Origin of the sequence: Metabacillus sp. B2-18 (assembly GCF_021117275.1) — a bacterium.
Classification (GTDB): Bacteria; Bacillota; Bacilli; order Bacillales; family Bacillaceae; genus Metabacillus.
In genome coordinates this window covers 2,958,795-2,984,624 of record NZ_CP088245.1, presented here as the reverse complement: position 1 = coordinate 2,984,624, position 25,830 = coordinate 2,958,795, and the positions used below count along the sequence as shown (strand labels likewise).

Annotated in this window: 25 protein-coding genes; 16 read left to right on the top strand and 9 right to left on the bottom strand. The window is 34.6% G+C overall.

What is annotated here, in order from left to right; all coding sequences use genetic code 11:
• Positions 1-199: 199 nt before the first annotated feature.
• Positions 200-382, bottom strand: coding sequence for a hypothetical protein (locus LPC09_RS15035; RefSeq protein ID WP_098799319.1), 183 nt, complete (start codon positions 380-382; stop codon positions 200-202).
• 124 nt (positions 383-506) lie between these two features.
• Positions 507-725 carry an alpha/beta-type small acid-soluble spore protein gene (locus tag LPC09_RS15030; protein WP_098799320.1) on the bottom strand — a complete coding sequence of 73 codons (219 nt, stop codon included), beginning with the start codon at positions 723-725 and terminating at the stop codon, positions 507-509.
• 263 nt (positions 726-988) lie between these two features.
• Here LPC09_RS15030 and LPC09_RS15025 point away from each other — a divergent pair, with 263 nt between their 5' ends.
• Positions 989-1,768, top strand: coding sequence for an alpha/beta fold hydrolase (locus tag LPC09_RS15025; RefSeq protein ID WP_231307684.1), 780 nt, complete (start codon positions 989-991; stop codon positions 1,766-1,768).
• Between the two features lie 155 nt (positions 1,769-1,923).
• Complete coding sequence (locus LPC09_RS15020) at positions 1,924-2,970, top strand: aldose epimerase family protein (RefSeq protein ID WP_231307683.1); 1,047 nt, start codon at positions 1,924-1,926, stop codon at positions 2,968-2,970.
• A 49-nt stretch (positions 2,971-3,019) separates the two neighbouring features.
• Here the strand turns inward: LPC09_RS15020 and LPC09_RS15015 are convergent, their stop codons facing one another.
• Positions 3,020-3,211 carry a hypothetical protein gene (locus LPC09_RS15015; RefSeq protein ID WP_098799323.1) on the bottom strand — a complete coding sequence of 64 codons (192 nt, stop codon included), beginning with the start codon at positions 3,209-3,211 and terminating at the stop codon, positions 3,020-3,022.
• Positions 3,212-3,376: 165 nt separating this feature from the next.
• Here LPC09_RS15015 and LPC09_RS15010 point away from each other — a divergent pair, with 165 nt between their 5' ends.
• On the top strand, positions 3,377-3,679 hold the full coding sequence (locus LPC09_RS15010) for a hypothetical protein (protein ID WP_231307682.1): 303 nt from the start codon (positions 3,377-3,379) through the stop codon (positions 3,677-3,679).
• A gap of 50 nt (positions 3,680-3,729) precedes the next feature.
• Here the strand turns inward: LPC09_RS15010 and LPC09_RS15005 are convergent, their stop codons facing one another.
• Complete coding sequence (locus LPC09_RS15005; protein WP_231307681.1) at positions 3,730-4,509, bottom strand: hypothetical protein; 780 nt, start codon at positions 4,507-4,509, stop codon at positions 3,730-3,732.
• A 215-nt stretch (positions 4,510-4,724) separates the two neighbouring features.
• On the opposite strand from LPC09_RS15005, the gene LPC09_RS15000 reads away from it, so the two are divergent.
• Positions 4,725-5,360 (top strand): hypothetical protein, encoded by a 636-nt coding sequence (locus tag LPC09_RS15000; protein ID WP_231307680.1) that lies wholly within the window; start codon positions 4,725-4,727, stop codon positions 5,358-5,360.
• Positions 5,361-5,423: 63 nt separating this feature from the next.
• Here LPC09_RS15000 and LPC09_RS14995 read toward each other — a convergent pair whose 3' ends face one another.
• On the bottom strand, positions 5,424-6,947 hold the full coding sequence (locus tag LPC09_RS14995) for a bifunctional metallophosphatase/5'-nucleotidase (RefSeq protein WP_231307679.1): 1,524 nt from the start codon (positions 6,945-6,947) through the stop codon (positions 5,424-5,426).
• A 205-nt stretch (positions 6,948-7,152) separates the two neighbouring features.
• Between LPC09_RS14995 and helD the strand changes: the two genes are divergently transcribed.
• Together helD and LPC09_RS14985 are read left to right on the top strand one after the other, a co-directional pair.
• Positions 7,153-9,495, top strand: coding sequence for an RNA polymerase recycling motor HelD (gene helD / locus LPC09_RS14990; RefSeq protein ID WP_098799004.1), 2,343 nt, complete (start codon positions 7,153-7,155; stop codon positions 9,493-9,495).
• Positions 9,496-9,514: 19 nt separating this feature from the next.
• Positions 9,515-9,793 carry a hypothetical protein gene (locus LPC09_RS14985; protein ID WP_098799003.1) on the top strand — a complete coding sequence of 93 codons (279 nt, stop codon included), beginning with the start codon at positions 9,515-9,517 and terminating at the stop codon, positions 9,791-9,793.
• Positions 9,794-9,866: 73 nt separating this feature from the next.
• Here the strand turns inward: LPC09_RS14985 and sinI are convergent, their stop codons facing one another.
• On the bottom strand, positions 9,867-10,001 hold the full coding sequence (gene sinI, locus LPC09_RS14980; protein WP_231307678.1) for a DNA-binding anti-repressor SinI: 135 nt from the start codon (positions 9,999-10,001) through the stop codon (positions 9,867-9,869).
• A 184-nt stretch (positions 10,002-10,185) separates the two neighbouring features.
• A complete protein-coding gene (locus tag LPC09_RS14975) occupies positions 10,186-10,944 on the bottom strand; it encodes an NADPH-dependent oxidoreductase (RefSeq protein ID WP_098799002.1) in 759 nt (252 codons plus the stop codon).
• A gap of 125 nt (positions 10,945-11,069) precedes the next feature.
• Between LPC09_RS14975 and LPC09_RS14970 the strand changes: the two genes are divergently transcribed.
• Positions 11,070-11,867 (top strand): glycerophosphodiester phosphodiesterase, encoded by a 798-nt coding sequence (locus tag LPC09_RS14970; protein ID WP_231309766.1) that lies wholly within the window; start codon positions 11,070-11,072, stop codon positions 11,865-11,867.
• 45 nt (positions 11,868-11,912) lie between these two features.
• Here LPC09_RS14970 and LPC09_RS14965 read toward each other — a convergent pair whose 3' ends face one another.
• Together LPC09_RS14965 and LPC09_RS14960 are read right to left on the bottom strand one after the other, a co-directional pair.
• On the bottom strand, positions 11,913-12,095 hold the full coding sequence (locus tag LPC09_RS14965) for a hypothetical protein (RefSeq protein WP_098799000.1): 183 nt from the start codon (positions 12,093-12,095) through the stop codon (positions 11,913-11,915).
• Between the two features lie 259 nt (positions 12,096-12,354).
• Positions 12,355-13,257, bottom strand: coding sequence for a glutamate biosynthesis transcriptional regulator GltC (locus tag LPC09_RS14960; protein WP_098798999.1), 903 nt, complete (start codon positions 13,255-13,257; stop codon positions 12,355-12,357).
• A 139-nt stretch (positions 13,258-13,396) separates the two neighbouring features.
• On the opposite strand from LPC09_RS14960, the gene gltB reads away from it, so the two are divergent.
• The 9 genes from gltB (at position 13,397) to LPC09_RS14920 (ending at position 25,826) form a co-directional block, all read left to right on the top strand.
• Positions 13,397-17,965 (top strand): glutamate synthase large subunit, encoded by a 4,569-nt coding sequence (gltB, locus tag LPC09_RS14955; protein ID WP_098798998.1) that lies wholly within the window; start codon positions 13,397-13,399, stop codon positions 17,963-17,965.
• Positions 17,966-17,980: 15 nt separating this feature from the next.
• A complete protein-coding gene (gene gltD, locus LPC09_RS14950) occupies positions 17,981-19,465 on the top strand; it encodes a glutamate synthase small subunit (protein WP_231307677.1) in 1,485 nt (494 codons plus the stop codon).
• A gap of 135 nt (positions 19,466-19,600) precedes the next feature.
• Entirely contained in the window at positions 19,601-21,232 is a 1,632-nt protein-coding gene (locus LPC09_RS14945) for a PAS domain-containing sensor histidine kinase (RefSeq protein ID WP_098798996.1), read from the top strand.
• A 188-nt stretch (positions 21,233-21,420) separates the two neighbouring features.
• Positions 21,421-21,555, top strand: coding sequence for a hypothetical protein (locus LPC09_RS27400; protein ID WP_255301671.1), 135 nt, complete (start codon positions 21,421-21,423; stop codon positions 21,553-21,555).
• 64 nt (positions 21,556-21,619) lie between these two features.
• The gene (locus LPC09_RS14940) at positions 21,620-22,024 is read left to right on the top strand and encodes a YuzC family spore coat inner layer protein (RefSeq protein WP_098798995.1); all 405 of its coding nucleotides are present in this window, start codon (positions 21,620-21,622) and stop codon (positions 22,022-22,024) included.
• Between the two features lie 206 nt (positions 22,025-22,230).
• Entirely contained in the window at positions 22,231-23,319 is a 1,089-nt protein-coding gene (locus tag LPC09_RS14935) for a hypothetical protein (protein WP_098798994.1), read from the top strand.
• A 104-nt stretch (positions 23,320-23,423) separates the two neighbouring features.
• Positions 23,424-24,098: a hypothetical protein gene (locus tag LPC09_RS14930; protein WP_098798993.1), complete on the top strand. Its 675-nt coding sequence runs from the start codon at positions 23,424-23,426 to the stop codon at positions 24,096-24,098.
• 19 nt (positions 24,099-24,117) lie between these two features.
• Positions 24,118-25,254 (top strand): alcohol dehydrogenase catalytic domain-containing protein, encoded by a 1,137-nt coding sequence (locus LPC09_RS14925; protein WP_098798992.1) that lies wholly within the window; start codon positions 24,118-24,120, stop codon positions 25,252-25,254.
• A 116-nt stretch (positions 25,255-25,370) separates the two neighbouring features.
• The gene (locus LPC09_RS14920) at positions 25,371-25,826 is read left to right on the top strand and encodes an SRPBCC family protein (RefSeq protein WP_098798991.1); all 456 of its coding nucleotides are present in this window, start codon (positions 25,371-25,373) and stop codon (positions 25,824-25,826) included.
• Positions 25,827-25,830: the final 4 nt, after the last annotated feature.

Sequence of the window (25,830 nt, the reverse complement as noted above, 5' to 3'; positions counted from 1 at the left end):
CTTAAGCGGAAAAATTCCGCTAATATCAAAAAAAAGAGTTCCATTCCTCAATATAACCGGAAAAACTCCGCTTATTTAAACGATCAGGTTACTCAAGAAAGTCTACTTATTATTGCTCATCAGACCTTATCACCCACAACTTAGCATTAACTATCATTTTTACCACACAATACGGTACTTTATTTAGAGCGTATTTGTTTTATTTATTTTCTTTATCAAAAACGTCTCTACCAACTGCTCCAACAGATTCATCTGTATTTGTTCTAGAATTAATTTCTTCATCGTTTTTATAAATACCATGTGATGGTTGTGTAGATCCTAAATATTTTGCCTTATGTTTTGCTTCAGTTTTGATAAATTCATCAAAGTTTTCATTAACCATCATATCAACTCCCTTTTAGTTTTTGTTTCTTCTTTAGATTAACCATATGTACCTTTTTCATGACAATTTTTCAGGAATAGAAAGGGCACCATCGAAATGGTGCCCTATTGCCATTTATATTCAATTAAAATTGTTTACGTGTTTCGCCGCCTAGGTGTTGTTCAGCAAATGATACTAAGCGTTTTGTGATTTCTCCACCAACAGATCCATTTGCACGAGATGTTGTTTCGCCACCAAGATCTACACCGAATTCGTTTGCGATTTCGTATTTCATTTGGTCGATCGCTTGAGAAGCACCAGGTACTACTAATTGGTTAGAATTGTTGTTACTGTTGCTTGCCATGATAATCCATCTCCTTTAATAAATGTATTGTTTGGTGGGTTAGGTTGGAATTGCACCAATCCATTAACCATCTAGGTTAACCCCTGATAAATGAAGAAGATGTACTGCTTTGTTGCCTTGCTGTATCGTTGTTGATATTTAATATTGCACGATAAACAATATTTATTCTTTTTTATTGAAAGAAATTTTTTCCAATCCTGATGGGTAACAAATTAAGAATGTGGAATAATACGACAAGACGGCTATGATAGGAGGGAAATACAGTGCCAACTGTTCAATTAAATGAGAATAAAATAATTGCGTATGATGATTTTGGACAAGGAATACCGGTCCTTTTTATACATCCACCTGGGATGGGGCGGCACGTGTTTTATTACCAAAGGAAACTTAGTGAAAAAATGAGAATCATTGTTCCTGACTTATCAGGGCATGGAGATAGCTCACGGATAAAATCAAGTGAAGTTTCGATTCGTCATTATAGTGAAGAGCTTATCGAACTATTAAATAAGCTGAATCTTGAAGAGGTTGTTATTTGTGGTTACTCTGCCGGTGGAGTAATTGCTCAAAATTTATGTATATTATATCCAAATCGTGTAAGTGGACTTATTTTATTTGGTGGATATCCAGCAGTTATAAATACAGCATTTCAGTGGGAACACAAGGCAGGCATGTACATGGTTAAACACCATCAAAAATTTTTAGGTCAATTGTTAGCTGTAAGTCATACAAAAAACAAAAAATTGAGGGAATTGCTTATTCAGCATATGGAGAAATGTCAACCTAGTGCTTGGTATAAATACTATCAAGTTGTATTAAGAAGCAATTTAATAAATGATATTCATAAAATTAACGTTCCTATTCTTTTGATGTATGGAACGAGGTCTGATTTAATTAATAAATATTTATCTTATTTTAAAAAAAGAACGAATAACCTTAGAGTTGTGTTTTTTAAACGAACAAACCATCAAGTGCCAACGAAAAGATGGAAATCAGCAAATAGAGAGATTTCATCATTTATTGCCACACTAAACCAACAAAAATAAGTAATATCTGGTCTTGATTAAGGAAATTTCCGTTTTTAGCAGGAATCGACAAATAAATGATTAATTATTTAATTATAAAGATAAAGATGTATGAACAAGTTGTGTTATTATATCTTTATGGGAAAACAATAAAGCGTATTAAGGGAGAGAGATAGATGAATATAACTAAAAATACTTTCGGAGAGCTTAATAGCGAAAACGTATACAGCTATTCTTTAGAAAATGATCATGGCATGAAAGTGACATGTATAACATTAGGCTGTATTATTACTGATATCATTGTACCTGATAAAAATGGAAACTATGAAAACGTTGTCCTAGGTTTTGATGATATTGACAGCTATTTAAATGATTCACCATACTTTGGAACAATCGTCGGTCGTGTTGCTGGTAGAATAGGCAATGCTGAATTTGAGTTAGATGGTAAACAATATTCGTTACCGAAAAATGAAAATATTAACCATCTACATGGTGGACCAGAGGCATTTGACAGAAAACTGTGGGCTGCAAAAGAGTTCCATCATGACGGAGAAGTTGGAATTGAGTTTTCTTATTGTAGTCCAGATGGCGAAAATGGATACCCTGGAAACTTGACCGTACATGTAACGTACGTCTTAACAAATAATAACCAGCTGAAGATTTCATACAGTGCTACATCAGACAAGAAGACTTTAGTTAACCTCACAAATCATACATATTTCAATTTAAGTGGAAATCTAAAAAATGATATCTTATCACATAAACTGCAACTAAAGAGCAATCAATTTCTTGAACTAGGTGAAAATTTACTACCAACAGGCGAATTTCTTGAAGTGGATAACACTCCATTTGACTTCAGAAATAGTAAAGCTATAAAAGAAGCGATTGCGGGAAATCACCAACAAATACAAATAGCGGGTAATGGTGTGGATCATCCATTTTTATTAAACGACCATCATAATGAAGAAATCACTTTAGTTGAAGAACAGAGTGGGAGAAAATTAACGGTGGAAACTGATGAACAAAGTGTTGTTATATATACAAGTAATATGATGGACGATTCCTTTGAAATAAGAGGAACTCAAGCAAGAAAATATCTAGGTATTTGCTTAGAAACACAAGGGCTGCCTGATTCTATACACTTCCCACATTTTTCTCCGTGCGTCTTAGATGTTAATGAGGAGTACAAAACGTCTACAACATATTCTTTTTCAGTACTATAATGGTTAACAAGAAGAAGACCGCAATCTGATGATTGCGGTCTTCTTCTTGTTAATCGCCATAAGGATATGGAACATGTATGCTGTCAATTGTACCGGGTTCATCTTGAATCGTATTTAATGATTCCACATATTCTTTTAACTCTTTTTTCATTTCATCTGGTGCACCCTCTTTTAAGTGCCAATTTCCAGGTTCATCTACAAAAAATTCACTCTTTACAAAACTAGGATACTTTTTTGACATGATTTCCCTCCATAAATCGAATCACATAATTATTTTTTCCTTTTTGGGTGATGACAACTCATAATTTTGAAAAATGATCTTGAGTTTCCATTTCTTTAAATGGCATATTTTCACTAGCTACTAAGCAAACTATGATATATGACAATTTGTGAAGGGACAGATACTATGATTTTTTACGCATGTGTAAAATATGATGAACATCTTCCAGATACTTATAAAGGGATTGAAGTAACAACACTTGGTTCGAGTGATGTTATTGCTAACTTTGAATCTTATGACCCACTTCAGGATTACCACAACTTTGTTAGTTGGTCAGAAGGTGTAGGGCAGGATAATGTTGGATTTTGTGATAGCTTGAAGCATTTTGCAAAGGACTATGAAAAAGTTTCAGGAGACGCCGCACAGGAAATGATGAGCATAATATATGGCGAACATTCAGACTGTGAGAATAGAGTAAATTACTATTAAAAAACTGATTTCATGTAAGGTGTTACTCCTACATGAAATCAGTTTTTTTGTTATTTATTTAGCGTTGTTTCTTTCTGTTTTCTTTCAGTATCCGCTGTTTTTTTTGGAATGATGTGTGTTTTGGTAAAGAATTGATTAATAAATCCTGTTACACTGCGGTAATTTTCTTCTATCTTGTCAATAACATAACTAATTCGTTCGAATAGTGTTGCTTTTAAACTATCTACTTCACGTGAAGTCTTTAGGTTGATTGCTTCTTGTTGTTCAAGTTTTTGTAGGACCGTTTTGTGGAATGCTTCCTGAATTTCGACTGTTTTTAAAATTTGTTCGTTAATCTCATTTTGTTCAGCCAATTTATCATTAAGGTTTTCATGATTTTCACCAAATTTTTCTAACCTTATCGATAAGTTTTGAACGGCAGTATCCTGAATGGTTAATTGATCAACAATTGCTTGATTAAGCAGACCTTCATCTTCATACTTTTTTAACAACTCTTGATTAAACATTTCGATTGATTCAAATCTTTCCAGTAAAACTTTATAGGCTTCCTCCTGCTTAAGGATGTTATCAAGCAGTGGAGTTGTTCTTTCTTCTTGATTTTCTATTTTTTTTGATAATTGGTCAAAATGATGCTGTTGCTCAACCTTTGTTTCATGAACAAGGGTATTTACTTGTGTTGTAGCATTTCTTAATTGTGAATTTATTTTTTGTTGAGCATGAATAAATTCTTGTAAATAGTTTCTGCGATAAGAGTCTTGGTTCGATGTAGCCTTAACTTCTGCTGAATGTTTATATAGTAAAGGATGTTGATCGTTTTTTATATAAACCAAAAAACTCACTCCTTTCAGTCAGTCTAATAGATGATGTTAACATCATATGCCGGTACCCAGCTTTATGATCTATATTCTTAAAACTTTTTCGTTAATTTGACTGCATTGTATGCTTGTGAGAACTTCTTATTTACCTAAAAATAAAAAAAATAGGGAAATTTTCAAAAAAGTAGGGAATAGTAAAATAGAAATTAGAGTAAAAGGTGGGGTGAAAAATGAGTATGGAATGGTTTGATCGTGTTAGTAGTGAATTACAGGACCATTTGGAGTCGATTTGTGAAAAATATGACCAAGAAGGACATATGTCAATTGATCGCGGAGCAAAGCATCCTAGAATTGAATTTTTCGTAGAAACAGAGGATGAAGATCGTGATTATTTCTGTACGTTGTTTTTTGATCCTCACAACGAAGAATTTTATATTGAAACGTTCGATCTTGAGTACGAGCAAACATCTAGAGCAATATTAGGAGATATTGAAGATATCGTAGATGCTGTGCATGAAAGCTTCCATCTTTATATGAATGATGATGAGTTCGATGATGTTGTATACTTAGATGACGAATATGAAGATGATGAGGATTCAGACATATTCGAAGAAATTGATGTTGAGTGGGAAACACCAGAAGTTACAGCCTTTATGTATGAAGATGAAGTGGAAGTTACTTATCAATTTGGAGTTGTCCAGGAGACTGGTGATGGAGTTCTTCGTCGAATAAACCGTATTAAGACTGACGATGATGATATGATAAAAGATGAAACAAATTTTATCTTTAGTAAAGAAGAAGCGAGTACAATTATTGCGATGATAGCAAGTCATATGGACTCGTTATCGGAGTTTGATTTGGAATAAATACAGCGAAACTCCCCTTTAAAAGGGGGGTATTTTTGATTGGAAAAATGTCTCTTTAAGATTCTATCTTTTTGTTAAGTAGTCAATAAAAACATCCCGAATAGTTTCACCAGTAAAAATAACTTCTCCTGCTTTAAAAGCTGAAAAACCATCCCCTCCATAAGCAAGGTAATCACTTGTTACAACAGTATATATTTTATCTGGTTCTATATCTTCTCCTAGAGAATCTTTTAGCTCAATTATTTTATTATTTATGTGAGTCTTTTGATAACTAATACCATTAGATTGTAAGAGATTCTCTTTTTCGTAAGTCCATTGTTGATTTAGTATGTTTATCATTTGTTGTCCAGTTACTTGCATTTTTACTAATTTGTGATTAAAAGGTAATGATCTATAAATATCTTCAAGTGTAATATTTCCTTTATTTAATGAAAACCTAATACCTCCGTGATGCAGAAATGCAATGTCACTATTTGTTTTTTCTAGCATCGCCGAAACAATCATGCTCCCAAGTGCTGATTGTCCTTTTGAATTCTTTTTTCTAGAAAGATCACGAGGGATAGATGAAATGATTTCTTTTGTTTGTCTAGAAAGCTTTTTCTCGTAATGAGTCAACATGTTTACTACCGTCTGGTCTGGGTTAATAAGAGAATGGAAGGTTAAATGAATGTCAGCTTCTTTGTTAACAATCTGACCGTTTTGTGGATTGACCTTAATTTTTACATCTGAAATGGCTTTTCCATAGGCATAGCCCTGGACAATTAACTTGTTATCAACAACAGTGTTGGCGTATCCATGACTGTGACCGGCAAATATTACATCCACTTCATCATGTAGGAGAGGAGCCATTTTGATCATATCTAACTGAGGGTTTCCGCCTTTTAAATTGGATTTAGCAGAAATATGTGCTAGTACAATAATAGAATGAACACCTTGATCGATGAGGTTTTCTGTTGCGAGATTTATTGACGCAACTTCATCTGAAATCGTAATTTCTTGACGGTTTTCTGGAATAACAAAGTTATTTGTTTCAGTAGTCACTGCACCTATAAAACCTAATTTTACACCATTAATCTCTTTTATCGTGTATGGGGGAAGAAGGGGTGAATTTGATTTGTTATCTATTACGTTGGCAGAAATATAAGTAGCAGTAGATCCTGGAAAAGATCGATCATTATTTCCTTCAACTAATCTAAGCATTTCTTGGACTCCTTCATCAAATTCATGGTTTCCAAGAGTTCCTATATCAACATTTAGGTAGTTTAAAAACTCTATTGTAGGCTCATCATGGAATAGTGCAGATAGTGGGGGACTTCCTCCGACCATATCGCCTGAGTGAACAAGGAATGTGTTTTCATATTGCTTTCTAAATTTATTGATATAAGCTGATACATACTCTGCTCCACCAACTTTTTGGCCTAATATATTGTGGTGAGTGTTTAATTGACCGTGAAAATCATTCAGCCCAAGTAAATGAATTTCAATCGTATCATCGCTTGATGTTAAGGTTGTTGCTGAATAAACTGTGGTTGACACAAGTAGTAAGCTAATAACACAGTAAAGAATGATCATTTTATGTTTAGTCATAAGAGATCCCTCCTTCTTTTCTTACTATTAGCTTAGCAATGAAAAATGAACAGACAGCAAATATTCTGTAAAGTTTTAATGAATTTATTAAAAGTAACATAAGCTTTCCAATATGTAGGATTTTCACGATACGTCTAGAATGTAAAGATAGGAGAACAAAAAAAGTGGTTAGTTTCAATAGAATAGTCTATAAAGGCGGGATTTAATGGATACTTTTGATAAAAATCTTCAAGATGAACAAATTAGAATAAATGATGTACTACATAAATTAAAAAATGATTTAATGGGTCTACAGAAACAAACGTCAACGGTGAAAACAGATATTATCGAAATAAGAAAGAGTTTCTGGGAAGATGTTACGGTGAACTTTGATGATGCTGTAGAAGCAGGTGAAACAGCAACAAGTATAAAACAACAAGCTGAATTTTTAGCTGAACGAGAGCATCGACATAAAAATCTGGATCAAGACGAAAAAAACTTAAAACGGCTTATCGAAGCACCATATTTTGCAAGAATTGACTTTGTGGAAGAAGGGGAGCGGGAGGTTGAAAGTATTTACTTAGGAATTGCATCTTACCTTGATCCGAGTACAGACGAGTTTCTTATCTATGATTGGCGTGCACCAATTTCTAGTTTATATTATGACTATTCTTTAGGTTCTGCAGAATTCACTGCTCCGGGTGGTGTTGTTAGTGGAGAGCTTAAATTAAAACGTCAGTTTATTATCAAAAACGGCAGCATAAAAAGTATGTTTGATACTGGAATTACAATTGGCGATGAACTATTGCAGGAAGTGCTTGGGGATCAATCAAACACCCAAATGAAAAGCATTGTAGCTACCATCCAACAAGAACAAAATAAGGTAATACGAAATGAAAAAGGGAAGCTACTATTTGTCCAAGGAGCTGCAGGAAGTGGTAAGACGTCAGCTGCACTTCAGCGCATGGCTTACTTACTATATAAACATCGTGAGACTTTACAAGCAGAAGAAATTTTGTTGTTTTCTCCAAACTTTATGTTTAATAGCTATATTCGTAATGTTTTACCTGAACTTGGTGAAGAAAATATGCAGCAAACAACATTTCAGCAATATTTACAACATTCACTTCGTAATCAGTATGAGGTGGAAGATCCTTTCACTTTAATGGAATACATGTTAACGGCAAAGGATGAACAATTGTATCCAGTTAGAAAAATGTCTTCTGTTTATAAATCATCTTATGATTTTATGAAAGTAATTGATCAGTATTTGAATTATTTGAGTGAAGAAGGGTTATTATTTCATAACATTACGTTTAGAGGAAACATTATTTTTCGTTCTGATGAGATTTCATCGTATTTTTATTCGTTAAGCGGAGCACTTTCCCTTTCAAATAGGGTGAAGCTTGTTTCAGAGTGGCTATTAAGTCAGTTGAAGAAGATGGAAAAAAGTGAAAGGGAAAAGTCATGGGTTGAAGAAGAAATTCAGTTTTTAAGTAAAGAAGAATACCAAATTTTCTATGAAAAATTAACGAAACAAAGGAATTTTACTGAAGATACATTTGATGATTACGAGCGAGAGGAAAAGATGCGGCGTAAATATGTTGTTAAGCGACACTTTCATTCTATCCGAAAAGAAATCAAATCTCACTTATTTTTAAATATAAAGGAAATATATCGACAGCTATTTAAACTGCCTTCCCATTTAACCGTTGGAAAAAATGAAAGCCTCTCAGAAGAAGAGTGGAAAGATGTTTGTTCTTTTACTATTTCCCAGATTAATCAAGATAGACTGCCTTATGAAGATGCAACTCCATATTTATATGTAAAGGAAAAAATAACAGGTTTTCAAGTGAATACGAGTGTGAAATATGTGTTTATTGATGAGGCACAGGATTACTCTGCATTTCAATTTGCATTTATTAAGCAGCTTTTCCCAAACGCAAGATATACAGTGTTAGGTGATACTAACCAAGCAATCTATTCACATCATTCCAAATCAGGTATTGAAGCATTAATGAACTTGTTTCAGGGAGAGTCAATTGAAAAAATTATTTTAAACCGTAGTTATCGCTCAACCAAACCAATTATTGAATTTACTCGTGAAATTCTTAATAATGAAAATGAAATTGACCCTTTTAATCGACAGGGACCAAAACCAGTTATTATTGAAAAAACAGAGCTCTCAGAAGTTGTTGCTAGCATAAAAAATAAAGTTAAAACATTGCAGAACTATCAAACGATTGCAATTATTTGCAAAACTGCAGAGGAGTCACAGCAGGCTTACCAAGAACTTAAACAGCATATGAATGTACAGCTAATCGATAAAAAAAGCAATGAGTTCCAAAAAGGGATTATTATCATTCCAGCATATCTTGCAAAAGGAATAGAATTTGATGCTGTTATTTTGTTCAATGCTTCTAAAGAACAATATTATGAAGAAGATGTAAGAAATCTATTCTATACAGCCTGCACAAGAGCGATGCACGAATTATTTATCTATTCTGCAGGACAAGTGACTCCATTTGTTGAAAATATCTCTGATCATCTTTATAGTAAGGAAGAATAAGTTCAAAAGGAGGGACAATGTGAAAGTAATCGCCAATTTACCCTATATTACAGTCACGAGAAATATTGAAGAAAATAGTATATGTCATAAAGAAGAGCAACATAAAATCACATTGTCTACAAGTGAGATCTCGACCTCTTTTGAAACTTTCTTATTAAAAGATGTATTAGATATTTCGTATCGTATCATTTCTAGTGAAATAGGATTTCTTTACTTACATACAACAAGAGGTATGTATTCATTTCAAATGCGATCGAATCCTGAGCAGTTTATTGAGGAGTTTAAGAAGATAAAATAAGTTGTTAAATAAAAGGGACAAATTTTTCAAGAAGAAATGAAAAATCTGTCCCTTTTAGCATATGTACCGAAAATCAAGTACGGTTTTTCTCTTTTGCTTTTTGTTTCAAAAATTGTTTGAATTCTTCTTTACTAATATTAGATTTCATTGCCTCAAGTGTTAATTCTAAAATTTCATTTTTCCTGTCATTTTTCATAGCATCAGTCAAAATGTATCACCTCCACAGTTAGTAAAGGATGCTTAGAAACACATACTATTTCTCTATACCCGGTTTAAGTACGATTAAAACCTTTTTTCGTTCATTAAATCATTTTTTATTGAAATGTTAACTAAATTGCATGTTAGATTAATAAATAAAAAACTGACAAGGAAAATATTGTCAGTTAAGTGGTTTATGATAAATCTTTACAAGTAAATCCCTGCTTTTTAAGCATTTTGGGTACGTCAGGGTAATTATTATTATAATGTGGGCCTTTATAAAAGTTCGATATTCTTTCAGTCCACGAAGTGTCTCTTTGACCATTTGTTTTATTGAGTTGATGCTGTTTAAACATCTTGTTGTACTCTTCTATATATTTTTGTTGGTTTTCATTATAGGACTCATTATGAATAAATGCATCTTTAGGTAATCTAGGGTTTAAACCGGGGGCCTCTGAAGGATAACCAATACACAATCCTGATATCGGTATAACGTATTCAGGTAATTGTAATAATTCAATTACTTCCAGTGGTCTTCGGCGTATCCCACCTATTGGAACAGTTCCTAAACCTAATGATTCAGAAGCAGTTATTGCATTACTTAGTGCGATCCCAACATCTGTTGCTCCAACTAATAAAGAATCAGCATCATTTACTACTTCAAAAGGAACATTTTCCATTTCACTTGCTATTTTCGCTCGGTAAAAATCCGCACAAAAAACTAAAAAGACTGGTGCCTGATCGATATGTTTTTGATTACCACATAAAACAGAAAGCTCTTGCTTTTTCTTTTTATCTTTAATAACAATTACAGAAACCTGCTGCCCATTAATCCAATTTGGAGCTGCTTGAGCAGAGGAAAGAATCGCATTTAGATGTTCTTGTTCTACCAGTTTTTCTTCATATTGACGAAAAGAACGGTGACTTGTTAAGGTGTTAATAACATCATTCACAATTTTTACCTCCTAACAATATTCTTAATTGTACTTTACTTGAATTTTCCTTTTCTTTCAAAGATTTGAATTTGTTGTGAGCGATGTTCTAATATGAACAAGCAAAGGGGCTTGGAAATGTGAATATGATACATAAATTTAGAGAGAGCATTCAATTTTTAAAAAGAAAACATCATGATATAAAAGGTAACTTCAAAGTTGTTGCACATCGAGGTGCTTCAGGGCATGCTCCTGAAAACACCATGGCAGCTTTTAATAAGGCAGTAGAGCTAGAAGCAGATTATATTGAACTTGATCTGCAGATGACAAAAGATGGTAAAGTGGTTGTTATTCATGACCCCACCGTTGATAGGACAACAAATGGAACTGGTGAAGTTAAAGAATTTACATATGAGGAATTAAGAAAACTAGATGCTGGTTCTTGGTATCATAAGAAATTTTCTGGACAAAAAGTTCCAAGTTTAGAAGAAGTATTGCTAACATTCAAAGGGAAAATAGGTTTGTTAATTGAAGTGAAAAATCCAGGTTTATATGATGATCTTCATGTGAAATTGGCTGAAGAACTTAATATTTTTAGGAAGGGAAAATTTGAAAATGAAGAGGTTATTGTCCAATCTTTTGATTTTGAATGGTTAGAAAAATTTCATACTAAGATAGCACATGTTCCTCTCGGCTTACTTGTTAAATATCGAGTACAAGGAGTGTCAAATGTACAATTAAAAGATTGGTCTTCATTAGTGCAATTTATAAACCCAAATAAAGCTCTTGTTACGAATAAATTAGTAAAAAAAATTCACTCTTATAACATGAGGACTATGCCATACACAGTTAGAGATAAAAAAACAATTAAACCACTACTAGATGCAAAAGTGGATGGAATCATAACAGACTATCCTGATTTTTTTATGAACCATAAAGGATGAATGAACAGAAAAGAGGTTCACATTGTGAGCCTCTTTGCATAAGGTTTAAAGATTTTCCTGTTGTTGACCAATTTCTTTTTCAGCAATTAACGAATTAGCTACTTCTTGGTTTTTATGTTCCATAACCGAATCACCATCAATATTTTTCTTATTAGGAAAAGTACCATCCGTTTGTAATGTGAATTTCTCTTGTTTTGGGGCATTAGATAGGTATTGTTCTTTTTTCATAAACAACATCCTCCTTTTTTATTTTGTTTTCTTATGTTCCTCTAAACCATAGATATCATTCCTAAGAAGTAAATGCCTCTTTTGCTCAAAACCCTAAAAATGAAAGCGTTTGATTCATATATATAATAGAAGAAACTAGGAACAAGCTAACGAGATAATCGATTGAAATCCCATTAATTTCTAATTCAATACATACTAATAAATGTTATGATAAAGCAAGAGTTGACCTAGCAAATTCTAGAGTCAACTCAGGATGGATTTATTGATATTGCTCTAGCATCGAGAAAAAGTCTTTTACAAATTTATAAAACACTTTTTCGGAAGGGGCAAGATCTCTTTTCTTAGAAACAATAATACCAACTGAACGTCTAACTATCGGAAGTTCAATTGGTATTTTTACTGTAAAGCGGGGGATGGACTCATGAAATGTACTTTCTGGCAACAAAGTAACACCCATTCCTGCTGAAACTAAACCTTTGATAGCGTCCAAATCTTCTCCTACAGAAGAAATGTTTGGAACAAATCCTGCTTGCTTACAAGCTTCCACCACTATTTCTTGTAGTACAAAGCCTCTAGGGAAAAGAACAAAAGAGTCATTTCTTAACTCATTGAGCAGAATACTGCTTTTTGATGCTAGATGGTGTGATGATGGTATTAAAGCAGAAATGCTCTCTGTAAATAAAATTGTTCCTTCAACTTCAGGATTATTTTGAGGGACTGGCCCTAAAAATGCTAAATCAATTTCACGATTTACAACAGAATCAATTAAAAATTTATAAGAGCCTTGACGTAAATGAAAGGCAACATTTGGATGTTTATCCTTAAATGCTGATATAACGGTTGGCAACAAGTGACTTGCGAGACTTGTTGGAAATCCAATCTTAATTGTTCCTCTCTCAGGGTCTAAGTACTCATCGATTTGTTTTTTCGCATAATCAATTGCTTTCATTGCAGTTTTTGTATGAGTAAGAAACACCTTTCCGATCGGTGTAAGCTTGACATTCCGACCTTCTCTTTCAAATAAGGTAACACCTAATTCCGCTTCAAGATTAGCAATTTGTCTACTTATCGCAGATTGAGCAACATGTAAATATTGAGCAGCTTCAGATACATGCTCACGCTCAGCTACTTCCATAAAATAACGTAATTGTCGTAATTCCATTTATAGGCCTCCAAACTATTTATATCAAATTGAGATTGTTTTAATCTAAATTATATATTGTTAATATCAATTATGGAAGATATAATGTAATTATCTGAAAATTCTCGGGTGTAAGATTATCTAACGGGGGGAGATATACATGACTTACAATCAAATACCTAAAGCACAAGGTCTCTACCGTCCTGAATTTGAACATGATGCATGCGGTATCGGTTTATACGCTCATATTAAAGGCCATGCTACACATGATATTGTAAAAAAAGGACTAAGTATGCTTTGTCAATTAGACCACAGGGGTGGACAAGGCAGTGACCCATTAACAGGAGATGGTGCCGGATTAATGGTACAAATTCCTGATGCATACTTCAAAAAGGCTTGTCAGGAAATGACCCTTCCTGAAAGTGGACGCTACGGTGTCGGAATGATGTTTTTCTCAAATGATGATTCAGAACGTCAACAGATTGAAGAACAATTAAACAAATTTATTGAAGCTGAAGGTCAAACTTTATTAGGTTGGAGAGATGTACCAGTAAACGCAGAAGAAATTGGACCAGTAGCAAAATTAAGCTGCCCAGTTGTTCGTCAAGTGTTTATTGGAGCAGATGAATCAATCCAAGATAATATTACGTTTGAACGTAAATTATATGTGATTCGTAAACAAGCTGAAAACTGGGCAAGAGAACGTGAACTACGTTTCTATTTTACTAGTCTTTCAAGCAGCACAATTGTCTACAAAGGACTATTAACTCCTGAACAAGTTGATGCATTTTATCTTGATCTACAGGATGAAGATTTCGTTTCTGCATTCTCTTTGGTTCACTCACGCTTTAGTACAAACACATTCCCAAGCTGGGAAAGAGCACATCCAAATCGCTACCTAATTCATAATGGAGAAATTAATACACTTCGTGGAAACATGAATTGGATGAAAGCAAGAGAACAACAATTCGTGTCAGAAGCATTTGGTGAAGATTTAAATAAAGTACTACCAATTCTAGATGTAGACGGTAGTGACTCGTCTATTTTAGATAACGCTTTTGAATTCTTTGTTTTAGCAGGTCGCAAGCCAGCTCATGCTGCGATGATGATGATTCCAGAACCTTGGACTGAGAATCCTCATATGAGTCCTGAAAAAAGAGCGTTCTATGAATATCATAGCTGCTTAATGGAACCATGGGATGGTCCAACCGCAATCTCGTTTACAAATGGTAAACAAATTGGTGCGATTTTAGATCGTAATGGTCTTCGTCCAGCACGATATTATGTAACAAAAGACGACTACATCATCTTCTCATCTGAAGTAGGTGTTATTGAAGTAGATGAAAAAGATGTTTTATACAAAGACCGCTTAAGCCCAGGGAAAATGTTGTTAATCGACTTAGAGCAAGGGCGTATCATTTCTGATGAAGAAATTAAAGAAGAGATGGCACAAGAAGAGCCGTATCAAGAGTGGTTAACTGAACAGCTTATTAAGCTTGAAAACCAAGCGGCAGATCTAGAAGAAGAAGTTGTAACAGATATTCCTGAGCGTCAACAAGCTTTTGGTTATACGTACGAAGATATCCAAAAATATTTACTTCCTATCATTACAGAAGGAAAAGACCCACTAGGTTCAATGGGGAATGACACTCCACTTGCGGTATTGTCAGATCGCCCACAATCTTTATTTAACTACTTTAAGCAATTATTTGCTCAAGTAACGAACCCGCCAATTGATGCAATTAGGGAACAAATTGTTACTTCAACAATGACGTTATTAGGTACTGAAGGAAATATTCTTCATCCTACGAAAGAAAACGCACGTAGAATTCAATTAGATTCACCTGTACTTTCAAACGATCAATTAGCACAATTACGTTTAAACTTACACTCTGGTTTTAAGAGTAAAACACTTCAAGCATTGTTTACGGATAATCTTGATGCGGCAGTGAATGAGTTATGTGCAGAAGCAGATCAGGCAATTGCTGATGGTGTAAATATCATTATTATATCAGATCGTGCCATGAACTCTGTGAAGGTTGCTATTCCAGCTCTTTTAGCAGTAGGTGCAATTCACCAACATTTAGTACGTCAAGGAACACGTACAAAGGCGAGTCTTGTCATTGAGTCTGGTGAAGCAAGAGAAGTTCATCATTTCGCGGCTTTAATTGGTTACGGAGTAGACGCAATTAATCCTTATTTAGCATTTGCAACTTATAAAGAAGCTGTTTTAGATGGTAGTCTTTCATACAGCTATGATGAAGTTGTAGCAAAATACATCAAAGGTGTTACTGAAGGTGTTGTAAAAGTAATGTCTAAGATGGGGATTTCTACTGTACAAAGTTACCGTGGAGCACAAATTTTTGAAGCAGTTGGAATCAGCCAGGAGGTTGTTGATCGATTCTTCACTGGTACAGCGACACAACTTGGTGGAATTGATCTAGATACAATTGCAAAAGAAGCTGTATTACGTCATAAAGATGCTTTTTCTGAAAAGGTTGACAAGGTATTGGATTCTGGTAGTGACTTCCAATGGAGAAAAAATGGGGAGCACCATGCATTCAATCCTAAGACAATTCATACGTTACAGTGGGCTTGTCGTAAAAATGATTACAGCCTGTTTAAACAATATTCTGAAGCTGCAAATGAAGAGAGAATTGGTTTCTTACGTAATCTATTCTCATTTAACAGCAAGAAACAATCCATTTCAATTGATGAAGTTGAATCAGTTGACTCAATCGTTAAACGTTTTAAAACTGGTGCGATGTCATTTGGTTCATTAAGTAAAGAAGCACATGAAACACTTGCGATCGCTATGAACCGTCTTGGCGGTAAGAGTAACAGTGGTGAGGGTGGAGAAGATTCAAACCGTTTTACTGCTGATGCAAACGGTGATCTTCGACGCAGTGCTGTGAAACAAATTGCATCTGGACGTTTTGGTGTTAAGAGTCACTATTTAGTAAATGCTGATGAACTGCAAATTAAAATGGCACAAGGTGCGAAGCCTGGTGAAGGTGGACAATTACCTGGTAACAAAGTTTACCCATGGGTTGCCGATGTTCGTGGTTCAACACCTGGTGTGGGATTAATCTCACCACCGCCTCACCATGATATTTATTCAATTGAGGATCTAGCACAGCTTATTCATGATTTGAAAAACTCAAATCGAGATGCACGTATCAGTGTAAAACTTGTTGCTAAAGCTGGTGTTGGTACAATTGCAGCAGGTGTTGCTAAAGGTGCTGCTGATGTTATTGTTATTAGTGGTTATGATGGTGGTACTGGTGCTTCTCCAAAAACAAGTATTAAACATACAGGTCTTCCATGGGAGCTTGGACTAGCGGAAGCTCACCAAACATTAATGCTTAACGGTCTTCGTGATCGCGTTGTATTAGAAACAGATGGAAAATTAATGACTGGTCGCGATGTAGCTCTAGCAGCTATCTTAGGTGCAGAAGAGTATGGCTTTGCCACAGCTCCACTTGTTGTTATGGGTTGTATTATGATGCGCGTTTGTCATTTAGATACTTGTCCAGTAGGGGTTGCAACACAAAATCCTGAGCTTCGTGATAAATTCACTGGAGATCCAGATCATATTGTGAACTACATGCGTTTTGTGGCTCAAGAAGTACGTGAAATTATGGCTGAGCTTGGCTTCAGAACAATGGATGAAATGGTTGGAAGCACGGATGTTTTAGAAGTAAGTGATCGTGCAAAAGCTCACTGGAAAGCAAAACATCTAGATCTTTCAACACTATTATTCCAACCTGAAGGTACTCGTACTGCAAAGATTAAACAAAACCATAAAATTGAACAATCACTGGATATGGTTGAAATTTTACCTAAAGTAGAAAAAGCAATCGAATCTGGTACGCCAATTGATGCTTCATTTACTATTAAAAATATTAACCGTGTTACAGGTACAATTGTTGGTAGTGAGATTTCAAAACGTTATGGTGAAGAAGGATTACCAGAGGATACAATTACCCTTCGTTTCACTGGCTCTGCTGGTCAAAGCTTTGGTGCATTTGTTCCTAAAGGTGTGACAATGCATTTAACTGGTGATGCCAATGACTACCTAGGAAAAGGTTTATCTGGTGGTAAAATTATTGTTAAACCTTCAGAGGATTCAAGCATTGTTGCTGCTGATAATGTGATCATCGGAAACGTACCATTCTATGGTGCAACAAGCGGTGAAGCATATATTAACGGTCACGCTGGTGAACGCTTCGGTGTTCGTAACAGTGGAGTAAATGTTGTTGTTGAAGGTGTAGGAGACCATGGCTGTGAATATATGACTGGTGGCCGTGTTGTGATTCTTGGTGAAGTTGGTAAAAACTTTGGTGCAGGTATGTCTGGTGGTATTGCATACGTACTTGCTGATAATAAGAATGAGTTCAAAGCAACTTGCAATGATGAAATGATTGAATTTGAGAGTTTAGTAGATGACCAAGAAATAAACTTCTTAAAAGAAATGATTCAAAATCATTATGACTATACAGGAAGTCCGAAAGCGAAATTTGTTCTAGATCATTGGACTGAAACAGTAGCGAAATTTGTGAAAGTTATTCCAAAAGATTACAAGCGTATGATGAATCGTATTGCTGAGCAAATGGCTGCTGGACTAACAAATGAAGAAGCAATTATGAGTGCGTTTGAAGCAAATGCAAAATCTGAGAAAAAAGGTTCGGCGACAAAAGCGTCACGTTCCAAAGCAGTAGTACAGTAGAAAGGGGAGAGGAAGATGGGGAAAGCAACAGGATTTTTAGAGTTTAAACGTGAAGAGGCAGCTGAGCGCGACCCTCTCACACGTTTAAATGACTGGAAAGAGTATTCAGCTCCTTTCTCTGAGGAAAAGTTAAGCAGACAAGGGGCGCGCTGCATGGATTGCGCTACTCCTTTCTGTCATATTGGTACTGAGATTAATGGTTTCACTTCAGGATGTCCAATTCATAACTTAATTCCTGAGTGGAATGACTTAGTCTATCGTGGAAGATGGAAGGAAGCATTAGAACGTTTATTGAAAACAAATAACTTCCCTGAATTTACAGGAAGAGTATGTCCTGCACCTTGTGAAGGGTCATGTAACGTAGCAATCTCAGATCCTGCCGTTACAATTAAGAACATTGAAAAAGCGATTATTGATAAAGGCTTTGAAAATGGTTGGATCACTCCGCGTGTTCCAGAAAAATGTACAGGTAAAAAGATTGCAATTGTTGGTTCAGGTCCTGCTGGTTTAGCAGCTGCAGATCAATTAAACCAAGCTGGTCATACAGTGACTGTTTATGAACGTGCAGATCGCCCAGGTGGATTGCTAACATATGGTATTCCTAACATGAAACTTGATAAGGGTATTGTTGAACGACGTGTGAACTTATTAACTCAAGAAGGTATTACTTTTGTCACGAATACTGAAGTTGGAAAAGATATCACGTCTGAACAGTTACGTGAGCAGCATGATGCAGTTATTCTTTGTGTTGGTGCTCAGAAGCAGCGTGATTTGAAGATTGAGGGTCGTGAAGCAAACGGTGTCCACTTTGCAATGGATTATCTTACTGATGTAACAAAAAGCTATCTTAACACAAACTTTGAAGATGGCCAGTTTATCAATGCTGAAGGCAAAGATGTCATCGTAATTGGTGGAGGAGACACAGGTGCTGACTGTGTTGCCTCAGCTATCCGTCAAAATTGTAATAGCGTAGTTCAGTTTGGTAAGCATCCGAAATTACCAATGTCACGTACAAAAGAAAATATGTGGCCAGAAGCTCCTCATGTTTTCACAATGGAATATGCTTATGAAGAAGCAGAAGCTAAGTTTGGTGAAGATCCTCGTCAGTATTGCATCCAAACTACAAAGCTTGTTTCAGATGAAAATGGAAATCTTAAAGAACTTCATACTATTCAAATGGAAAAACTAAAAGATGAAGAAGGTCGTTATTACTTTGAAGAAGTACCAGGATCAGAAAAAGTATGGCCTGCTCAATTAGTGTTCATTGCGATTGGTTTTGAAGGAGCTGAACAACCAGTTCTAAAGCAGTTTGGTGTTGATCAAACAGCTAGAAATGTGGTTGCTGCTAAATATGGTGATTTCCGTACAAATATTGATGGTGTATTTGCCGCTGGTGATGCTCGTCGTGGTCAAAGCTTAATTGTTTGGGCTATTAACGAAGGTCGTGAAGCAGCACGTGAAGTAGATCTGTATTTAATGGGTAGTACAGTATTAGCTTAATTTTCAAATAGATTCTTATTTTTAAGACCTAAAGTCTCGTACTTTAGGTCTTTTGGCATTTATTCCTATTGGACTGCTCTTTTAATCTTTAGTACAATAAAATTTATGTATCCTTCAAATAAGGAGAAGTAAATCTTGAAAAAATACAAAATTCTTATTGGTTATGTTTTGTTTAGTTTTATATGGATTTTAGTTACTGACAATGTTTTGGTTACTATAAATATATCAAAAGAAGCTTTATTAGTATTTCAAAATATCAAGGGCTTTATTTTTGTTTTAATAACAAGTATTTTCATATACTATTTGGTTTTAAAAAGAGAAGCCTATATAACGGAAAAACAAGAAAAGACAAAGCTATCATTGTTAATTAATTCGATGGTTGACTTTGTTAATTTTAAGGATGGAGAAGGCCGGTGGACACGGGCAAATGATTTTGCTTTAAGGCTTTTTCAGATTGAAAACATAGATTATATTGGGAAAAAAGATTCCGAGCTTGCAGAGTATACGGAATTTTATGCTGATGCACTTAGGTATTGTGAAACTTCAGATGAACAGGCTTGGCTAGAAGGAAAACCAAGTAGATGTATTGAAATAATACCAATGCCTGATGGCTCGACAAAAACCTTTGATACGATAAAGATTCCTAGTTTTTATGAAAATGGTGCACGAAAAGAATTAGTTGTTATGGGAAGAGATGTAACAGAAAAGGTAGAGGCTGAAAAGAAGCTTGCTGAAAGTGAACAACGATATAAATCACTGTTTGAATTTAACCCTGAACTTGTTTATATGATCAACCTAGATGGCAAGCTTACTGATGTAAATGAACATTTTGTTCGTTTTACTGGTTTTGATAAAGGGAAATTTATCAATAAATCCGTTTTGACTCTAATAGCAAATAAAGACCATTCTAGAGTTAGAGAGGCATTTAAAAGCGTTATTTATCACAATACACCATGGATTAACGAGGAAATTGAAATGATCCAAAAAGATCGTTCAGTTAAAGTTTTAAGATGTACCTCTGTGCCAATGATTATAAATGAAAAAACTGTAGGGGTTATCGGCTATGCAGTTGACATTACAAAACAAAAAGAAACAGAATTATTGCTTCTAAAATCAGAAAAGTTATCTGTAGTAGGAGAGTTAGCGGCGAGTGTTGCTCATGAGATACGTAATCCTTTAACATCTTTAAAAGGCTTCGTTCAAATGCTTCAGGCAGATTCTAATGAAAATAAACATTATTATAATATAATGCTTGATGAACTAGAACGGATTAACGTCATATCAAGCGAATTATTAGTACTTGCTAAACCTCAAAAAATACAGTTTCAAAAGGTGAATATAAATCATCTCTTAGAAGATGTTCAGCAATTACTAAAATCTGAAGCAAATTTATATGGTGTTACATTGGATGTTGAGGTTAATACTTCCATTCCTTTAATTGATTGTGAGCCAAATCAATTAAAACAACTCTTTATAAATATAATAAAAAATTCAATTGAAGCATCAGCAAATTATGTTACAGTTAAAGTTGGAAAGGTTAACAATCAGAATATTGATGTTACCTTTAAAGATAATGGCTGTGGCATTGATGAAGATCGGTTGCAGCATCTTGGTGAACCATTTTATTCTATGAAAGAAAAAGGGACTGGTCTTGGTCTGACAGTTAGTTATAGAATTGTTGAGTTTCATAAAGGGAAGATTTCATTTAAGAGTGTCGTTAATGAAGGCACTGAGGTGAACGTATTACTTCCTACAACAAAACCCTAATTTTTTAGGGTTTTTTATGTTTTTTAAATAATTGTTTCATTTAAAAACAGAAATAACAAAATCCACACATTTTTTGGGGGTAGGGATAATATATAATAAAAGTTGTATTAGTCTAATTTTTTTAGTGAAATACAAGATTTAGATCATAAATGAACGATTTAATTTATAAAGAAAGGGAGGTTGTGTAAATGGAAAAATCTCGTCGTTTAGAGATATATGACAGGTTGTTTGTTCAAAAAAGGATTTCTCGTTTTCTGATGTCATTTTTACCAGTTTTTGTTGCATTTTGCATTCTAGCATTACTACAATATTTAGAATTATAATCACGCAATATTGTAAATACCGTATATTATTTATGTGCGATTTTATTAAAAGGAGCTGTTAGTAATGACACAATTATACTGTTATCCAATGTGTTATTGTCCGCCTTACTCAAAGGCTGCAAGACAGATTCATACAATTCCTTCCTTTGCTATTTATCCTTCTTCAATAAGACAATACCCAGAAGTAGACCCGACATTGTTAGAGCAATCAGCAAAGTCTATGCAAAAGTTAATGAAAGAAGCTAGTTTAGTTTTAAACAAGTTGGCTGATTCAAAAGATTTTGCTACAAAAGTGATGTCTGCAGCTCAACAATCGAATAAACAAGAAGTGGATAAATTAATTCAATCAACTGGCATTAAATCAAAAGTTAATACTACTTTTAATCCAGATGGAATTAATATGAAACTTTCCTCTGCAGTTGGGGGAGCTGAATGCTGTCACTTAACAATTGCACTTAGGTGGCTTTAATCTCTCTTGAGTAAGGAGCAAAAATTCCTCTATCCTTTTTATATCCTCTAAATATAATCTTTAATGGCTATAGCACTAATAAAGCATTGCTCCTTAGCTACATTATTAACTTCCATTTTTTAACACATCTATCGATTTTTACAATGAATAACAAACCTATTTAGATAAATATTAAGTACAAACATATGAAGAAAAGGAGAATTATTTTGCGAAAAGCTTTCCTCATATTATCTGTATTTATCATTGGATTAATAGGTGTTGTTACATATTTTTCGATAGTAGGATTCCAATATGCCTATCTCCCTCCTGATGAAATTGTTCACAATAAAGAATCAGATAAACTTATCGATGTGAAAAATGTTTCTTACATACAGGATGAGAGTTCTGAAGAGCTTATTGAACTAGGGAAAAAGCTGTTTTATGAAGAAACATTTGGTAATGAAGTATTTTTTTCAGATATTATGGGGATGTTTGATGGAACATTTACTCTAATAAATGTAGGAAAGGCGATAGTAAAGTTAAATGGAAAAGGCACTGATAATTTATTAGTGGAGGCTGCTGAAACAGTAAAAATAGGTGATCGTACGATTGAAAAGGGAGAGTTAATTGAAACAGGACTTGATGTACCAAAAGGAGCTTTCACTCCTCTTGGTGTTAAATTCGTATATGAAAAAGGAAATATTAGAGCGGGGATTAGTTGTGCAGTTTGTCATGCAACTTTAAACGAAGAAAAAGAAGTTGTACATGGAATGACAAATAGTGATTTAGATATAGGTTTACTCGTAGCCATGGCAACTAATTCAGCATCGTATTTTTCACATACAGAGATGGAAAGTATAAAAAAATTTGTTTTAACGGACGATCGGACTGTCGAAAATACAAAGGGGGAAATGGTAGGACTTCCTGATATGAAAGAACTGGAAGAATTTGTTGATAGAGAAGTCATGAAGTGGCCAAAAGGAAGTAATGATACAACCATTGACTTTAAAAATAACCCAGTACAAATTCTAGATGTTTATACTAAAGGTGATCATCCATATGGCTGGAGTGGACAAGGTCAAATTGGTCCGTTTAAAGGATTAAGCGCAGCTATAAACAATGCACATGCTCAAAACATGGATACACTCTCTCAAACAACAATAAGTAACGAAATCTTAAATATAGATAAAGAGCTTTACTTGGGTACTATTTTACAAAACGCAGCTAGGAAAAAGTATCGATATGACCCCGAGTCAGGGGAAAAACCTTCAGAGTTTTTTGCAAAAGTTGATCCAACACCGGAGCTGATGGAGTAAACACTTTAATACCAGCACCCACTTATCCAAGACCTTCTTTTGTAACAAGTGTTGGCTTATTTTCCAGTTCTGATGGTTATAAAGCCTGGGAGCAACAAAATGCAATGTCTGCTTTTATGAATTCTTTGCATCCTCCTAAAACAAATATAAAATCTGATGAAAAAAAAGTAGAAGAGGGAAGAAGGGTTTTTGTAAAAGCAGGATGTATAACATGCCACGGAGGTAATTATTTAACAAATAATAAATTAATACCAGTTGAAGAGATCAAAACAGATACTTCTAGAGCTAAAGGATTTCAAGCAGCGGAGAATTATTTTAGCTTACCTTCCATATATGATCCTAGTACTCCAGTGCCATTACCTGAAAATCCAGTTGTGATGGAAATCCCGTTGACAAAAGAACAAAATGAGCAACTAAGACTTGGGTGGGCGCAAGGTGGAACAAATGGTGCTTATAAAACAACTAGCTTAATTGGTTTAAACTGGAGTGCACCTTATCTGCATGATGGTGGAGTTGCAGTTGGTAAAGACCTTGTGAATGAAGTTGGTGTACCTGGTACTATTTTGAGTAATAAAAAACCTGATCCTCGCAATAGTTTGTTAGCAATGATTGATTCCTCGTTAAGGAAAAAGGTCATTAAGACAAATAATGAAAATCACAATTTAAAAACTGCTCATATAAGTGGAAAAGGCCATGAGTTCTGGGTTGATTCCTCAACAGGATTTACAAAAGAGCAGCAACAAGCACTAATCGATTATTTATTGAAGGTGTCTGATTAAAACTGATGGAGGACAAAGAATGAAGGCAGTCACTTACCAAGGATTTATGGATGTTAAAGTAAAAGAAATGCCAAATCCAGTGATTAAACAAAAAGATGACATTATCGTGAGAGTCACACATACCTCCATCTGTGGCTCTGATCGACACTTTTATCATGGAATGATCCCAAGTATGGGGAAAGATTATATTATTGGACATGAAGCTGTTGGAATTGTTGAAGAAATCGGCTCAGCGGTTCATAAGGTTAAAAAAGGTGACAAGGTAGCAATTCCTTATAATATAGCATGTGGTGAATGTATCAACTGTCAAAATCAACTGGAAAGTCAATGTTTAAAATCAAACCCTGAAGGAGAGATCGGTGGGTGTTATGGCTGTTCAAGATTGTATGGAGATTATAGTGGGAGTCAGGCGGAATATGTACGTGTTCCTTTTGCTAATTTCGGTACCTTTAAAGTGCCGAAAAATAACTCTGTTTCAGATGAAGAACTATTGTTGTTAACAGATGCTCTTTCATCTGCTTATTGGGGTATTAATCAAGCAGGTGTAAAAAAAGGAGATACAGTCATTATATTAGGTTGTGGTCCTATTGGTCTTCTCGCTCAAAAGCTTGCATGGTTTAGAGGAGCTAAACGTGTTATTGCATTAGACTATGTTCCATATCGACTTGAACATTCAAAAAAATGGAATCATACAGAAGTGTTTAATTTTCAGCAACATAAAGACATTGAGCAGCATATAAAAGAAATAACAAAGGGTGGTGCTGATGTTGTAATTGACTGCGTTGGAATGAGTGGTAAAATGACTCCAGCAGAGATGGTGGAAACAGCTCTTCGTTTACAGGGTGGTGCTCTTGGTGCGATCGAACTTGCGAGCCAGCTCGTTCGTACTGGAGGTGTCATTCAATTAATTGGAATATACGGATTAAGATATAATCAATTTCCTTTAGGAGACTTATTTGCAAGAAATATTACCCTGAAAATGGGGTTAGCCTCTGTTATACATATCATGCCGTTTTTGTATGAACTTGTTCAAAGTAAGCAGATTTCTATCAATGATGTTATTACACACACTTTACCTTTAGATAAGGCAGAGCATGCTTACAGGATTTTTAATAGTCATAAAGAGAAATGTTTGAAAATTATTTTAAAGCCTTAAGAAGAGACAATGGATGTCTCTTTTTTTGTTTTGCATAATGTACAGCCCTTATTGAATAAGTAAATGATAAAAGAAGTTAACAAGTTAGTTTTTTAAAAAGAAGGGAGAAAAAAGAGATGCCAAGTGATTTATATAAGGTAGAAGTAGATCAGCCTATTAATGCCATTTGGGAGTTTGTTAGTGTGATGGACCATTGGGCACCACTAGTACCGGGTTATATTGAACATGAAATAATAAACGATTCAGAATCAACTTGGAAATTCAAAACAGATTTAGGTGTAATAAAGAAAAAAATTCATTTAAAAGTCGATATTACCGGCTGGAATGAGCCCAAAAAAGTCATGTTTAACTTAACGGGTATAAATGAGAAGATCATTGGAAATGGTTACTTTGAAGCGGAGGAAATCTCAGCAAATAAAACAATGATGTTGGGGTATCTTGATATCACACCTGAAGGAAAAATGGCAAAAATGATAAATTCTAAATTGAAGAAAAGTTTATCGGAAATTACACAAGAATTAACAGAAGCTATTGTAGAAAAAATTGAAAAAAAGGAAAATGTTCTTCGTTAATATT

Excerpts from the sequence above, each read along its gene's own strand:
- LPC09_RS15010 (WP_231307682.1), top strand. The coding sequence starts at position 3,377 with ATGATTTTTTACGCATGTGTAAAATATGATGAACATCTTCCAGATACT.
- LPC09_RS15035 (WP_098799319.1), bottom strand. The coding sequence starts at position 382 with ATGGTTAATGAAAACTTTGATGAATTTATCAAAACTGAAGCAAAACAT.
- gltB (WP_098798998.1), top strand. The coding sequence starts at position 13,397 with ATGACTTACAATCAAATACCTAAAGCACAAGGTCTCTACCGTCCTGAA.
- LPC09_RS14960 (WP_098798999.1), bottom strand. The coding sequence starts at position 13,257 with ATGGAATTACGACAATTACGTTATTTTATGGAAGTAGCTGAGCGTGAG.
- LPC09_RS15020 (WP_231307683.1), top strand. The coding sequence starts at position 1,924 with ATGAATATAACTAAAAATACTTTCGGAGAGCTTAATAGCGAAAACGTA.
- LPC09_RS14965 (WP_098799000.1), bottom strand. The coding sequence starts at position 12,095 with ATGAAAAAAGAACAATACCTATCTAATGCCCCAAAACAAGAGAAATTC.
- LPC09_RS15015 (WP_098799323.1), bottom strand. The coding sequence starts at position 3,211 with ATGTCAAAAAAGTATCCTAGTTTTGTAAAGAGTGAATTTTTTGTAGAT.
- LPC09_RS15000 (WP_231307680.1), top strand. The coding sequence starts at position 4,725 with ATGAGTATGGAATGGTTTGATCGTGTTAGTAGTGAATTACAGGACCAT.
- LPC09_RS14995 (WP_231307679.1), bottom strand. The coding sequence starts at position 6,947 with ATGACTAAACATAAAATGATCATTCTTTACTGTGTTATTAGCTTACTA.
- LPC09_RS14925 (WP_098798992.1), top strand. The coding sequence starts at position 24,118 with ATGAAGGCAGTCACTTACCAAGGATTTATGGATGTTAAAGTAAAAGAA.
- gltD (WP_231307677.1), top strand. The coding sequence starts at position 17,981 with ATGGGGAAAGCAACAGGATTTTTAGAGTTTAAACGTGAAGAGGCAGCT.
- LPC09_RS14920 (WP_098798991.1), top strand. The coding sequence starts at position 25,371 with ATGCCAAGTGATTTATATAAGGTAGAAGTAGATCAGCCTATTAATGCC.
- helD (WP_098799004.1), top strand. The coding sequence starts at position 7,153 with ATGGATACTTTTGATAAAAATCTTCAAGATGAACAAATTAGAATAAAT.
- LPC09_RS15030 (WP_098799320.1), bottom strand. The coding sequence starts at position 725 with ATGGCAAGCAACAGTAACAACAATTCTAACCAATTAGTAGTACCTGGT.
- LPC09_RS14970 (WP_231309766.1), top strand. The coding sequence starts at position 11,070 with ATGATACATAAATTTAGAGAGAGCATTCAATTTTTAAAAAGAAAACAT.
- LPC09_RS14930 (WP_098798993.1), top strand. The coding sequence starts at position 23,424 with ATGTCTGCTTTTATGAATTCTTTGCATCCTCCTAAAACAAATATAAAA.
- LPC09_RS27400 (WP_255301671.1), top strand. The coding sequence starts at position 21,421 with ATGGAAAAATCTCGTCGTTTAGAGATATATGACAGGTTGTTTGTTCAA.
- LPC09_RS14940 (WP_098798995.1), top strand. The coding sequence starts at position 21,620 with ATGACACAATTATACTGTTATCCAATGTGTTATTGTCCGCCTTACTCA.